The organism is Psychrobacter coccoides, assembly GCF_017498085.1.
Taxonomy (GTDB): Bacteria; Pseudomonadota; Gammaproteobacteria; order Pseudomonadales; family Moraxellaceae; genus Psychrobacter; species Psychrobacter coccoides.
Window position 1 is genome coordinate 1 of the sequence record NZ_JAGBKM010000024.1, and the last position, 13,562, is coordinate 13,562.

11 protein-coding genes and 2 tRNA genes are annotated in these 13,562 nt (G+C 42.7%); all 13 read right to left on the reverse strand.

The features are described 5' to 3' along the window. Positions 1-612: hypothetical protein (locus J3492_RS11375; RefSeq protein ID WP_207992174.1), on the reverse strand; the 612-nt coding region annotated here is incomplete at its 3' end. Positions 613-1,075: 463 nt separating this feature from the next. Next, the gene (gene pnp, locus J3492_RS11380; RefSeq protein ID WP_207992212.1) at positions 1,076-3,184 is read right to left on the reverse strand and encodes a polyribonucleotide nucleotidyltransferase; all 2,109 of its coding nucleotides are present in this window, start codon (positions 3,182-3,184) and stop codon (positions 1,076-1,078) included. Between the two features lie 841 nt (positions 3,185-4,025). Then, entirely contained in the window at positions 4,026-4,292 is a 267-nt protein-coding gene (rpsO, locus tag J3492_RS11385; RefSeq protein ID WP_207992175.1) for a 30S ribosomal protein S15, read from the reverse strand. 280 nt (positions 4,293-4,572) lie between these two features. After that, entirely contained in the window at positions 4,573-4,746 is a 174-nt protein-coding gene (locus J3492_RS11390; protein ID WP_207992176.1) for a hypothetical protein, read from the reverse strand. 154 nt (positions 4,747-4,900) lie between these two features. Beyond that, the gene (locus tag J3492_RS11395; RefSeq protein WP_207992177.1) at positions 4,901-5,062 is read right to left on the reverse strand and encodes a hypothetical protein; all 162 of its coding nucleotides are present in this window, start codon (positions 5,060-5,062) and stop codon (positions 4,901-4,903) included. A 43-nt stretch (positions 5,063-5,105) separates the two neighbouring features. Further along, a complete protein-coding gene (locus tag J3492_RS11400) occupies positions 5,106-5,630 on the reverse strand; it encodes a type 1 glutamine amidotransferase domain-containing protein (protein ID WP_207992178.1) in 525 nt (174 codons plus the stop codon). A 424-nt stretch (positions 5,631-6,054) separates the two neighbouring features. Further along, the gene (truB, locus tag J3492_RS11405) at positions 6,055-7,059 is read right to left on the reverse strand and encodes a tRNA pseudouridine(55) synthase TruB (protein WP_207992179.1); all 1,005 of its coding nucleotides are present in this window, start codon (positions 7,057-7,059) and stop codon (positions 6,055-6,057) included. A 9-nt stretch (positions 7,060-7,068) separates the two neighbouring features. Further along, complete coding sequence (locus J3492_RS11410; RefSeq protein ID WP_207992180.1) at positions 7,069-7,458, reverse strand: ribosome-binding factor A; 390 nt, start codon at positions 7,456-7,458, stop codon at positions 7,069-7,071. A 162-nt stretch (positions 7,459-7,620) separates the two neighbouring features. Further along, positions 7,621-10,341 (reverse strand): translation initiation factor IF-2, encoded by a 2,721-nt coding sequence (infB, locus tag J3492_RS11415; RefSeq protein WP_207992181.1) that lies wholly within the window; start codon positions 10,339-10,341, stop codon positions 7,621-7,623. A gap of 189 nt (positions 10,342-10,530) precedes the next feature. Next, positions 10,531-12,015, reverse strand: coding sequence for a transcription termination factor NusA (gene nusA / locus J3492_RS11420; RefSeq protein ID WP_207992182.1), 1,485 nt, complete (start codon positions 12,013-12,015; stop codon positions 10,531-10,533). A gap of 276 nt (positions 12,016-12,291) precedes the next feature. Beyond that, positions 12,292-12,792 (reverse strand): ribosome maturation factor RimP, encoded by a 501-nt coding sequence (gene rimP, locus J3492_RS11425; protein ID WP_207992183.1) that lies wholly within the window; start codon positions 12,790-12,792, stop codon positions 12,292-12,294. Positions 12,793-13,208: 416 nt separating this feature from the next. After that, a tRNA-Met gene (locus J3492_RS11430) sits at positions 13,209-13,285 on the reverse strand. Positions 13,286-13,420: 135 nt separating this feature from the next. After that, positions 13,421-13,505, reverse strand: a tRNA-Leu gene (locus J3492_RS11435). Positions 13,506-13,562: the final 57 nt, after the last annotated feature.

Genomic DNA, 13,562 nt, shown 5'->3' on the forward strand with positions numbered 1-13,562 from the left:
ATTGTCTTTTAATGCATAAGTTAATTCGTCACCATCGGCATCAGTAGCCGCTTCTAATTGACCTGTCGCTACAGTGTCTTCGGTGGCTTCGATGATTGAATCTTTGGAAACTGGTAATTTATTAGCAGGCGGTTTTGGTGAACTATCACTTGAACCACTACTTATAGCTGCTACCCCTAATGCAGCAGCACCAATTGAGCCCAATAAGGCACCATTGCTGATACCTGCAATTAATGAAGTATCACCTAACATTTCCGATACAAGCGTTGTATAAGAAGTTTCTGAAGCTATTTGTGTAGTCACGCCTGTTTCAGCACTTACATAATCAAACTCAACAAAACCTGAATCACTAACTGTACCAATCTCAATATTATCAGTTAGATAATAATCCTCGATAGTAAGTAATGCCTCACCATTTTCATCTGCAATCAGCAAATCATCGGCCACTTTCTTAGCTTTTAATTTTTTAGCGGGTTGACCTGTCTTAGCATCTACTAAACTAATCTGCATACCTTCTTCAGCAGCTATTATAGTAGGTTGGTTACTGTTTAATACTTGACTAATCAAGTTAACATTGTCTTTTTGCAAAATTATTTGAGTTGCTTGTGCCATCATATATCCTTATAAAGCCTTCTCGATAAGCTAAGAAGGCTTGTCTATTTAGAGAAGTTTTTTCTATTTAGAGAAGGTTTTGTTTTAATTAGGTAACACTAACTAACACTAATATAACCTATATTGTTTTAATTTGGTAGTAGAGAATACTAGCAATCTTCGTTTTCTAGCTAATTGCGTGATGATGGTTTAATAAGGAGCAGTTATAGAAATTAGTAACTATGAAGAGAATTAACAGCTGATTTTACTTATTACTTATGATATGTAGTCAAGTATTCAAGTTTTAATTAGGGTACCCCATTTTTTTCCATAAGAGAGATTATATTAGAGAGTCCATAATCTATGATAAAACCTACGATACCTAACACTACAGTTTAAAAACGACCGCTCAACTAATTCAAAAAACAAAAAAACCACCTTGAGTATCAACCCAAGGCGGTTTTTATATTAAGCTTTAGGCTACTTATTCAGCAGCGGCATCCTGTTCAATACCTTTCATAGTCAGCTTAATACGACCACGGTTATCAACATCTTGTACCAAGACTTTGACTGTCTGACCCTCTTTTAGATAATCAGAGACATTCTCGACACGCTCTTCAGCGATTTGTGAGATATGCACGAGACCATCAGTGTTTGGCAAGACGTTAACAAACGCACCAAAATCTACGATACGAGCAACGGTACCTTCATAAGTTTTGCCCACTTCGACTTCTGCCGTTAAGGCTTCAATTCTACCGATAGCAGCTTTAGTTGCGGCTTTGTTCTCACCAAAGATGCGAATCGTACCAGCATCATCGATATCGATGACCGCGCCCGTCTCTTCCGTCAACTGACGAATCATCGCCCCACCTTTACCAATGACGTCACGGATTTTGTCCGGGTTGATCTCAATCACTGCGTAGTTCGGCGCATGGGCATTGATTTCAGTACGGCTCTCAGGCAGTACTTTATTCATCGCATCTAGAATATGGATACGACCGGCATGGGCTTGCTTTAGCGCTTGCTCCATGATGTCTGGGGTGATGCCTTCGATTTTGATATCCATCTGTAGCGCTGTGATACCATCTTTAGAGCCAGCAACTTTAAAGTCCATGTCGCCCAAATGATCTTCATCGCCTAAGATGTCAGATAAGACAGCAAAGCGCTCACCTTCTTTGACCAGACCCATCGCAATACCAGCGACTGGTGCTTTTAGCGGTACACCAGCGTCCATCAGCGCCAAGCTTGCGCCACAAACAGATGCCATAGATGATGAACCATTTGACTCAGTGATCTCAGATACCACACGAATCACATACGGAAAGCGCTCGCTGTCAGGTAGCATCGCTTGCACACCACGGCGTGCTAGACGACCATGACCGATCTCACGGCGCTTTGGAATACCTTCACGGCCGGTCTCACCGACTGAGAAATGCGGGAAGTTATAATGCAGCATGAAATGATCACGAATCGTGCCAGCGAGTGAGTCAATCATATTGACATCACGGCTGTTGCCTAGTGTCGTCGTTACCAATGCTTGTGTTTCACCACGTGTAAATAACGCTGAGCCATGAGTGTAAGGCAATACACCAACCTGTACATCTAGGGCACGGACCGTATCTAAATCACGACCATCAATACGTGGCTTACCTGACAAGATATTGTCACGAACCGTACGGTACTTAAGATCGTTGTAGATCTCTTTTAGCTCAGAGACTTTATCATCATAGTCTTCTGCTTCAGGATCGCCGGCCAGCGCTGCGATAGCGGCATCCTTGACTTCATCAAGCTTAGCATAGCGATCTTGCTTGTCACTAATACTATATGCATCAGCAATTTGTGCACCAAACTGCTCTTTCATACTATTTTCGAGTGTTTCATCATGCTTGGGTGCAGTGAACTCCTGCTTTGCCGTGCCCACTTCTTCGGCTAATGAAACAATATTATCAATGACGATCTGCTGCTGTTCATGACCGTATAGCACAGCACCTAACATCTGATCTTCTGACAGCTCTGCTGCTTCAGATTCAACCATCAATACGGCAGACTTGGTCCCTGCTACCACCAAGTCCAAATCACTGCCTTCTAACTGCTCAATCGTTGGGTTTAGAACGTACTCACCACCAATAAAGCCAACACGAGCACCTGCTACAGGACCATTAAATGGCGCATCTGAGATGGCCAATGCTGCTGACGCACCAATCATCGCTGCGATATCTGCATGTTGTGTTTTGTCTGATGATACTACGGTTGCGGTGATTTGAATTTCGTTGACATACCCTTCAGGGAACAGCGGACGAATTGGACGGTCGATCAAGCGTGAAGTTAAGGTTTCAAACTCACTGGCACGGCCTTCACGCTTACCATAAGCACCTGGAATCTTACCCGCTGCATACATTTTTTCTTGATAGTTTACGGTCAATGGAAAGAAGTTTTGACCTTCTTTGGCTTCAGATTTGACCACGGCTGCAACCAGCACAGTAACGCCGCCCATATGAACCATAATAGAGTTGGCTTGGCGAGCGACACGGCCGGTTTCTAACACCACTTTTTGGTCACCGTACTGAAATTCACGCTTAATGGTATTGAACATTGTTGGAGCTGTCATATAAGTTTCCTAATAATGAATGACGAGATTGATATCAGCAATATAAAGCATGATATCTGTCGTTAAAAATTCTGTTGTGCACTTGATGTGTGCCAATTCCAAAGTAAAACAAAAAACCTGTGTCCTTTGCTACCTATCGCAAACCAAACAAATTTGACACCGGTAATCACAGTCTTTGGATTTGGTAATCATAAATAAGCCTTATTTGTAAGGCCTATAAACACACCTTATTTATCGGTATTACTATTGCATCTTCTTGAGTATACAAATTCGGTTTTATAGATTGGAGCGTCTGCAGCGACTTTGTGCGTTTAATTGAGCCAACGCTTATCACTTTTGTCACGCACCCTAGCATAAACGTCGTAACAGATCTGACAACTATAAAATTCACAATGCACTATTTTACAGGGATTTATAGACGTTGACCAATTAATTACATCTTGACTGTAAACACTTCTGCTTTCTGACGTACTAAACCCCATAACGTTCTAAACCCTTTGTAATCGAAAAAAGTATAATCTACGCCATATAGTCAGCTGAATGTAAAACTGTTATGGATTTAAACGCGCTACTGGTATAAATTTTACTTGCGTGCTGCTCTCCCTAGAGGCTGCGCAACCTATATTATGAACAGAAAGCATCCCAGTAGCGCTATGACATTTTTAGAGTGTATCGACTATAGTCTAAAACAGTGAATAGATAGTTTGCACAAAAAAACGGTGTGAAGTTATTCCACACCGTTTTAATTAAAGCTAAGCCATTAGATAAATATGAGAGGTCTAGTTATCAGACTGCTACTTATTATCTATACCTTACAATCGTTAAATTAACGACGTAGACCCAACTGGCTAATGATTGCGCTGTAGCGACCAAGGTCTTTAGCTTTTAAGTAATCAAGCAATTTACGACGTGTGTTAACCATACGGATAAGACCGCGGCGGCTGTGATGATCTGCTTTATGAGCTTTGAAATGGTCCTGTAGATCATTGATACGTGCGCTTAGTAGAGCGATTTGGACCTCAGGTGAGCCTGTGTCATTTTCGCTACGCTTGTATTGGGCAATGATTTGTTCACGATCAGTATTGGTTAGCATAAGATTTCTCCGGCAATGCTAAAGATTTCAATAGAAGCGTAAAACATCAAACGCTTTTGAAATCAAAAGATAAAGTAAAATAGCCCACGTATCATTCGGGACAACCCTGCATTACTAGAGTTGACCTAGTGAACAGTGAGCTTAATAGATTGTTAGCAATTTCTTGCTATTGACAAGCTGACGATTATAACAAAAAAACACCAAACAAACAGTAATTATCGCTGTTTGTTTTAACAAAATAGCTTAGAGGACTGCTTTAACCATCTTATAGAAATCTGTTTTATTTTTTAGCATCATCTTCAGTAGCATTGCCACCAAGTGCATCATCATCTAATGGCACTGTAGTAGCTTCAGCCACACTATCGGGCACTGTGTCTTCACTAGGGTTAATATCTTCTGCGAGCTCTGCTATTTTTTGCTCTTGTGCATCCATGTTTTGCTTCGAGTTATCCACGATATCCTCCTGTCTTTTTACGCCTATTTTTTTATACTTATTTATACTCAAACCGAGACAGTGTTAACAAAGGTAGAACCTAGCAACATTTTCGCTAGCTTCTACTTTGGAAGTATAAAACTAAAATCATTTAATAAAGGTTCATCATATGATTTTATTGGTCTTTTTTGGCTTCCTCTAAGTTGTCAGCGATACGCTCTGCTGCAGCATCTGTGTCTTTTTCGTAGTTGTCTTCAGTCTGATTCTTTAGCGATGAGACTTCTGATTCAGACTTTTGTTGTTCAAACTTAGTGTCGTTTGGATTAGGCTGTGTCATGATATTATCCTTATTTATTGTGATGAGTAGTGAATTATTAGCATTATGACAAGGCAGTATCAATTGCCTCAACAAAGTTATCAATGTCATCTGGATTGCGTGAAGTGATCAAGTTGCCATCCACTTGTACCGTTTTATCTACAAAAGTAGCCCCCGCATTTTCTAGATCCAACTGTAAGGAATGATAAGCGGTAAGCGTTTTATCTTTAGCAATATCTGTATTGATAAGCACCCAAGGAGCGTGGCAAATAACCGCTAACGGTTTGCCGGCCTCATAGACCGCATTGATTATCTTATGTGCCTCTTTATTCCCTCGTATGGTATCAGCATTCACTGTACCACCGGGTAAGACCAAAGCATCATAGTCAGTCGCGTCTGCGTCTTTTGCAAAGAGGTCTGCCGTAAAAGTAGCGCCTTTGTTGACGTCTTGATTCATTGCTTGTACGTCTTTTTCTTTGTTAGTCGTTATGAGCACTGTTTTATAACCTTTGTTTTTCAACTGGTTATTAACATCTTCATACTCTGCTTGCTCAAAATGATTGTGTAATAAAAAAGCAATCGTTTTCATATGACTCCTTCTCTTATTATAAAAATAGATAATATGTCACTATTTCTTTAGATTTAATTATCTGTTATTTTTAGAGTTTTATTATTCTTCTTAACTCATTCCTCTGAAACGTTTTAGTTATTATCGACTATCATTATTATGTTGTTTTATGATTATTTTATTATTATGATGCAGCTTTCCCTAGCTGACTTAACCACTGTACAAAAAAAGCAGGTTTCACCATAGGCGAAACCTGCAATAAAATGTGACGATATGTGATTAATGTAATGAGCTGGTAAATTCTGCGTTAAAGGAGTGCGCATCATGGCGAGTTTGACAGTATAAGACTCAAACGAGACAATAACCTATCAAGGTTCTTCAAGACAATTGTACTATCAGTTATTGTGTTTCAAGGATTCTTATATCTTACTCTCTATCCAACCACTTATCGTTGAATCAGTTTTTTGGGCTGTAAGCGGCCGTTTAAGCTGACCGAACCCAAACCAATAAACTGTCCTTGTTCATCAGTCAGCCGAATATCGACCGGCATTTCATGTAATAGCAGTTGACTGTCAGCAGATACGAGCTCTTCAGCAGCAAGGGTTGCAATATAGTGTTTTAGGTCTGGGTCTGCCGTCAATTGATTGATGACGTTTAGTCGCTGTCCTTGTCGTACCCGTGTGCACTGCTCTGCTGTTAAAGTAAGCTGTGCCGCAATATCAACGCAGGCATCTAGTGGTAACAGTTGCAAAAACCGATCCTCTAGCGCTTTGTCTTCTAGCTGCGACAAAGTAATGGCATCATCGATGGTGAAATCACCTGTTTTTAAACGCCTTAATGCCGTTAAATGGCCTAGCGTCCCCAACGCTTTAGCAATATCTTCTGCCAAAACACGTATATAAGTGCCTTTGGTACAAACGACGGTTAATTGTACCTGCTGTTCATCTAGCGCTAATAGCTCAATCGCTTTAATGACGATATCTCTAGCCATACGTTCAACCTCGATACCTGCACGTGCGTATTCGTATAGCTTTTTGCCATCTTTTTTTAGCGCAGAGTACATGGGTGGGGTTTGTTTCTGAGCCCCCAAAAACTGCTGAGCGACTTTGGCCAAAGCTGTACTGTTTAGCTTAGGTATGGCCGACTCGGCAATCACCTGTCCCTCTGCATCACCTGTGTCAGTCTGTTGCCCCAGTAAAATTGTCGCTTGGTAAGACTTATCAGCATCAAGTTGATAATGACTGAACTTAGTGGCTTCGCCCAGACAAATAGGCAGTAAGCCGGTGGCCATAGGGTCAAGTGTGCCTGTGTGCCCCGCTTTTTTGCTGTCATGTCTCGGCGATTTGAACAGATACTTAACTTTTGACACCACTTGCTGTGATGTCATCCCCATGGGCTTATCAATCAGGATGACACCTGAGACCTTTTGTTTGGCTGAAGATATCGACATAATAAAAACTTACTCGTCTGCCTCGTTTTGCTCAGTTTTTGTGACAGCTTGATTGATTAAGTCCATCATGTAGTTACCACGAGCGGTTACTTCATCGTAATGAAAACGCAAACGTGGGGTGGTGCGTGTTTTTAAACTATGGCTAAGCTCTGTACGTAAAAATCCAGCCGCTTTATTCAGAACTTCCAGGCTTTGCTCATGACTGTGCTTGGTCATCGCATCGTTAAGCTCTGGCTCCATAATAGTCACATAGATGTCGGCATAACCTAAGTCTGGACTGACTTTGACACTGGAGATGGTGACAAAACCTGTCAAGCGTGGGTCATTGACTTCATCTCGAATAAGAACGGCTAGCTCACGTTGGATTTGATCTGCTAAGCGTTGTAGGCGTTGGCTCATATTATTATCCTATTGTTTAATACTTTTAAATAACTGCTCTATAAGCGTTTGAATGTTCGATAAAAAAGGCCTAGCAGGATGGACCTGTTAGACCTTAGTGCAGTGTGATGACGTATGTTTAAGACCGATATGTTAAGCAGAAATGACACTTAACAAAGGGGCCTAGATGGTACGAGCAAACTCTTGGATTTCAAAGACTTCGATCTTATCACCTACTTCAACATCATAACCACGGACGGCCAAACCGCATTCCATACCTGTACGTACTTCATTGACGTCTTCTTTATAGCGACGTAATGACTGCAACTGACCAGTGAATATCACCTTATCATCACGCAATACACGAATCGGCTTATTGCGATAGATGGTGCCTTCAACGACCATACAACCAGCTGCTGCACCAAACTTACTTGAGCGGAACACCTCACGTACTTCAGCAATACCTAGAATCTTCTCACGATGTTCTGGCGCAAGCATGCCACTCATAGCCGCTTTGACATCATCAATCAAACCATAGATAACACTATAGTAACGGATGTCCATATCAGCAGTATCTGCTTTACGGCGTGCTGCGCTATCAGCACGGACATTAAACCCTAACAACACGGCTTCACTAGACTCTGCAAGCGTCACATCAGACTCAGAGATAGGACCGACACCTGAGCTAATAACTCTCACTTTGACTTCATCAGTTGATAGCTCGTTTAATGCTGCAAGCAAGGCCTCAAGTGAGCCTCGTACGTCGGTTTTTAGCACGATGTTTAGGAAAGACACATCGCCCTGACCCATCTGCTCAAACATATTCTCTAAGCGCATTTTGTTTTGGCGCTCAAGTTGTTGTTCACGCTCACGGTTGGTTCTAAAATCCGCCACTTCACGAGCTTTTTTCTCGTCAGTAACGACTAAGAACTCACTACCAGCGGCTGGCGTCTCAGGTAAACCTAAGATTTCAACAGGAATCGATGGACCAGCTGACTTGATACGTTGACCACGCTCATCCGTCATGGCACGAACCTTACCATAATGCTCACCAGCCAATACTAGGTCGCCTTGTTTTAGCGTCCCTTTTTTGACCAACAAGCTCACGACAGCGCCACGGCCTTTTTCAAGCTTTGACTCAATGACCACACCTTGAGCCGCACCGTCTAATGGCGCTTCAAGCTCCATCAACTCAGCTTGTAAACCGATCAGCTCTAACAACTCATCGATACCATCACCGGTCTTGGCCGAGATGCGTGCCATAGGAGTATCGCCGCCCCAATCTTCTGAGACCACTTCTTTAGTTGTCAGCTCGTTCAACACCCGATCTGGATCAGCACTTGGCTTATCCATTTTGTTGATAGCCACAATAAGTGGGGTACCAGCAGCGCGTGCATGATCAATGGCTTCTTCTGTCTGTGGCATCATACCATCATCAGCGGCGACAACTAATACTACAATATCCGTTGCCTGTGCACCGCGTGAGCGCATGGCGCTAAAGGCTGCGTGACCTGGTGTATCAAGGAAAGTAATGACACCACGGTCCGTCTCAACATGATAAGCACCAATATGCTGGGTGATACCGCCTGCTTCCCCAGTGGCGACTTTCGTCTCACGGATTTTGTCTAGCAATGAGGTTTTACCATGATCAACATGACCCATGATGGTCACTACTGGTGGGCGTGTTTGTACGTTACTACTACGCTCATCAACAGCATCTTGCAGATCGTCCTCAACTTTAGTATCACTTACCAATACAGGGTTGTGTCCCATTTCTTCGACGACTAAGCTTGCGGTTGCTTGATCGATGGTATCTGACTCACGAGCCATCTCACCCATTTTCATAAGCAGCTTGGTCACTTCACGAGCTTTCACTGCCATACGCTGGGCAAGATCTGCCACCGTAATCTGCTCACTGATTTCGACATCATGGAAGATTTTTTCAACAGGTTTTTCAAACTTATGCTGTGAAGCTTGTGTAGAGCGTAAACCGCCTTTACGGTTTCTGATTTCACGTTCGTCTTGGTTTTTACGACGACGTCCACGTGCACCTGTACTACCAGAGCCACGTTTAATCTCACGGCGCTCTTTTTCAAACGACTCTTCTAAAGCATCACCCACTAAGCCTTCGGCTAAAGGTTCGTCTTTACGTACTTCAGCGACTGGCTCACGATCGGTATATTTACCGGCCATTTTACGCATTTGCTCAAGTGTGCGCTTTTGTGCTTCTTCAGCTTGAGCACGGCGTGTCTCAGCTTCGATTTGGCGTAGACGCTCTTCTTCTTTTTCACGGGCAATACGTGCTTTACGCTCGGCGGCCGTTTCGACCTTAGGTTGAGTAGGTGCAACTTTTTTCTTTTCTTTTTCTTTGATCTCAGCAGCTGCTTTGCCGCCTTTTTTGACCACGACAGAGGCAGAGATATCGTCATTTTTGCCGTCTGACTTCTTGCTCGATCCCAGACTGGCACGCATCGCTGCCAAGGTTGCTGCCTGGCGCTCTTCAGCTTCTTTCTTCGCCGCCGCTTTCTCTTCGGCTTCTTTGGCAGCACGAGCTTGTGCTTCAGCCATCGCCTGTTCACGAGCGGCCAGTTCTGCTGCAATCTTCTCTGGATCAGGCTTTTCAAATACTTTCTTTTTGCGCACTTCAACATTGACATTCTTCGATTTACCAGAAGAGCCTGTCACACGCGCAGTACTTGTCGTCTTAGATTTTAGGCTAATACGGCGTTTTTCTTGCTGGCCATGACTTTGTTTTAAATACGCCACCAACTTCTCTTGCTCGCGCTCGGTGACTATGTCATCTGTTGCACGAGCAGGCAGTCCAGCATCCTGTAGTTGCTGTTGTACAGCACTAGCGGTTTTGCCTACCATTTCTGCCAGTTCTTTGACGGTCTTATCTGCCATTTATTATCACCTACTGTCTATTATTTGCTATATGTTCAATTCAGTTGTTGGCTACAAATGATTGGGTTGGGGTGATATAAACGCTGTATATTTTAATTACTGATGATCTCAGTATACTAAATAACGGCTGTTATCTACCCTTTCTTATTAATAGCATATCACTAAAAGACAGTGATATGCAGTTAACGCCTATTCATCGAACCAAGATTCCCGAGCTTTCATGATCAGCTGACCTGCGGTATCAGCATCTAAGCCTTCAATATCTTCTAGATCAAATACTGCTTGCTCAGCCAGATCATCAAGGGTAATGATATCTTTTTGTGCCATTTTATAAGCCCAGCTGACCGTCATACCTTCTAGATCTTGCAGTTCTTGGCTTGGCTCTTTCATATTTTGTTGCTTAACCAACTCGTCCGCAAGTACCACATCTTTTGCACGCTCTTGAATCATATCGATCGCTTCGTCATCCAAACCTTCTATATCATAGAAAGTCTCGACTGGTACGTAAGCCACCTCTTCAATCGTGGTAAAGCCGATATCAACCAACGCTTGCGCCAAATCTTGATCTACCTCTAGACGATCATAAAAAAGCTCGATAAAGGCTTTGGTTTCGTTTTCTTGACGCTCTTGATACTCTTCTTCAAGCATCATATTCAGCTTATAACCCGTCAGTTCTGATGCCAGACGCACGTTTTGACCTTGCGAACCGATAGCACGTGCAAGCTGATCATTGGTGCTAAAGATGATGTCTGCTGTCTGTGCATCTTCATCAAGAATGATACTACTGACATCAGCAGGCTCAAGCGCACTGATGATGTACTGAGCAGGATCATCAGACCAAACGACCACATCGATGCGCTCGCCGTCAAGCTCTTGCTGTACCGCTTGGATACGAGTACCACGCATACCGATACAAGCACCTACTGGGTCGATGCGACTGTCATTAGTCTTTACTGATATTTTAGCACGCGTGCCTGGCAGACGTGCGACGTTACGAATCTCGATAATCTCTTCAGCGATTTCAGGCACTTCTTTTTGCATAAGCGCTGAGAGCATCTCAGGATGCGTACGTGACAACAGTAGTTGTGCACCACGGTTTTCACGATTCACATGATATAAGATGGCGTTGATACGTGATTTAACACGCAGCTGCTCACGTGGCAACATCTGATCACGTGATAAATAGCCTTCAGCATTGTCACCTAAGTCGATGATATAGCCGTCACGAGTTTGTTTTTTTACTTCACCATACATCATCTCACCAATACGTGGCTCAAAAGCATCGGCGACAAGCGCACGCTCTGCTTCACGAATTTTTTGGATGATGACTTGCTTGGCTTGAGTGGCTGCAATACGGCCAAACTCAATCGACTCAATTTGCTCTTCTTTGATATCGCCAATAGACCATTCATCTTGGTCAAGGTCGGTAATGGCAAGCTGACAGGCTGGCATTTCGTGATCTTCATCTGCGACCACTGTCCAATAACGATACGTATCGTAGTCACCAGTCGTACGGTCAATAGATACCCGTACAGCCACTTCTGGTTGTTCGGTGTATACTTTTTTCTTAGTTGAAACCACTAAAGCGTCTTCTATTGCTTCAAAGATATCTTCAGGATTCAAGCCCTTTTCATTACTGACGGTTTCAACTACCGTTAAGATTTCACGACTCATGCTATACCTGTCCTGTCAATTTATAATTAATTGGCTTAAATGTCATCATTTATGTATTGGTGTTATGTTGCAAGGCTGTTTTTAAATGGCTTTATCAGCCAGCTATGTGCATATCGTGTACATATTTTATGTCTATATCGCTATAAGTAGCATAGAGCTAAAAGTAAACACAATACATATTGGCACACTGTCATCAATAACTCTTTCGTAGTCTGAGTATATTAAAAGCGTTGTATCTAAAATACTATGCACTCATAAAATATATTTCTTTAAACACTACGCATCTTCAAATACTAAATTAGCCTTATCAATGTTGCTTAGCGCAACCTCAAACTGCTCGCCATCTACTGACGTTAGCTGTACTGTTTCGCTGTCTATACTGTCAAGCTTTCCTGTCACTTTGCGGCGTTTCTTATCGCCCTGTCCAATCGCTTGTATCAAGCGCAGGCTGATCGTCTGCCCCACATAGTCTTGCATTTGCTCATCTGAAAAAAACATTCTATCAAAACCGGGTGAAGACACTTCTAATATATATTCACCAGCAATCGGGTCATGGACTTCTAGTACGCCACTGACCTGATGGTTGACGGCGGCGCAGTCTTCAATAGTGACTTGCTTGTCTTGAGCTTTGTCTTCTGGCAAAGACTCAATATAAATGCGCAGCAAAGAGCGACGGCCCTGTGGCGCAAACTCTATACCCCACAATGCCACATCACACGCAGCAACTGCTGGCGCAATGATAGTTGTAAGTTCTGCAACTTTGGTCGAAAGTTTCATAATTTATTTTTTGTTCCTATTCACTTATCTATCGTACTTAAAATAATACGCACCTCGGTTCCGGCAGTGGCATTTTTGTATGCTTTAGCTGTCGACAATCTACCTAGGATGGTGTCATATTTATAGTATATATGAGGATATGAGCTTCGAACCTCAAGCTCAAACCATCAAACCATCAAACGTTTTTTATTGTTTTTTAAGCAAGATTATCAACAAAGGAGTGTGGTACAACAGACAATGTCGCTCAAAAGTAACTGCGCATGTGGCCGATATTATCGTACACTATGGGCGTAGAGCTTAGCATAAGTAGGATAGATACCGTGATAACACCGACTAACAGATACAAAAAAACCCACAAACATAATGGTGGGCTAATTGACACTGATAATTTAGTGTACAAAAATCAGTATTAAAAGTGGTAGCGGGGGCTGGATTTGAACCAACGACCTTCGGGTTATGAGCCCGACGAGCTACCAGACTGCTCCACCCCGCATCAATTTAGAATGCACATTGTATGTGAGTTTTGTAGGTCTGTCAATCTTTATTTAAAAAAACTTTAAATTAAAATCTTATCTCTACAATAACTGACGTTACGCTGTACGGTACAAACTTGTTCGATATAAAAACATGGTGCGATTGGGGGGACTTGAACCCCCACAGCTTGCGCCACCACCCCCTCAAGATGGCGTGTCTACCAATTCCACCACAATCGCTTGTTGTTACATCTTACAACTACTTCTCTTACTGGCTGTTCTTTTGCTTAGTGACAT

Excerpts from the sequence above, each read along its gene's own strand:
- truB (WP_207992179.1), bottom strand. The coding sequence starts at position 7,059 with ATGTCGATATCTTCAGCCAAACAAAAGGTCTCAGGTGTCATCCTGATT.
- rpsO (WP_207992175.1), bottom strand. The coding sequence starts at position 4,292 with ATGCTAACCAATACTGATCGTGAACAAATCATTGCCCAATACAAGCGT.
- J3492_RS11410 (WP_207992180.1), bottom strand. The coding sequence starts at position 7,458 with ATGAGCCAACGCCTACAACGCTTAGCAGATCAAATCCAACGTGAGCTA.
- pnp (WP_207992212.1), bottom strand. The coding sequence starts at position 3,184 with ATGTTCAATACCATTAAGCGTGAATTTCAGTACGGTGACCAAAAAGTG.
- rimP (WP_207992183.1), bottom strand. The coding sequence starts at position 12,792 with ATGAAACTTTCGACCAAAGTTGCAGAACTTACAACTATCATTGCGCCA.
- nusA (WP_207992182.1), bottom strand. The coding sequence starts at position 12,015 with ATGAGTCGTGAAATCTTAACGGTAGTTGAAACCGTCAGTAATGAAAAG.
- J3492_RS11400 (WP_207992178.1), bottom strand. The coding sequence starts at position 5,630 with ATGAAAACGATTGCTTTTTTATTACACAATCATTTTGAGCAAGCAGAG.
- infB (WP_207992181.1), bottom strand. The coding sequence starts at position 10,341 with ATGGCAGATAAGACCGTCAAAGAACTGGCAGAAATGGTAGGCAAAACC.
- J3492_RS11395 (WP_207992177.1), bottom strand. The coding sequence starts at position 5,062 with ATGACACAGCCTAATCCAAACGACACTAAGTTTGAACAACAAAAGTCT.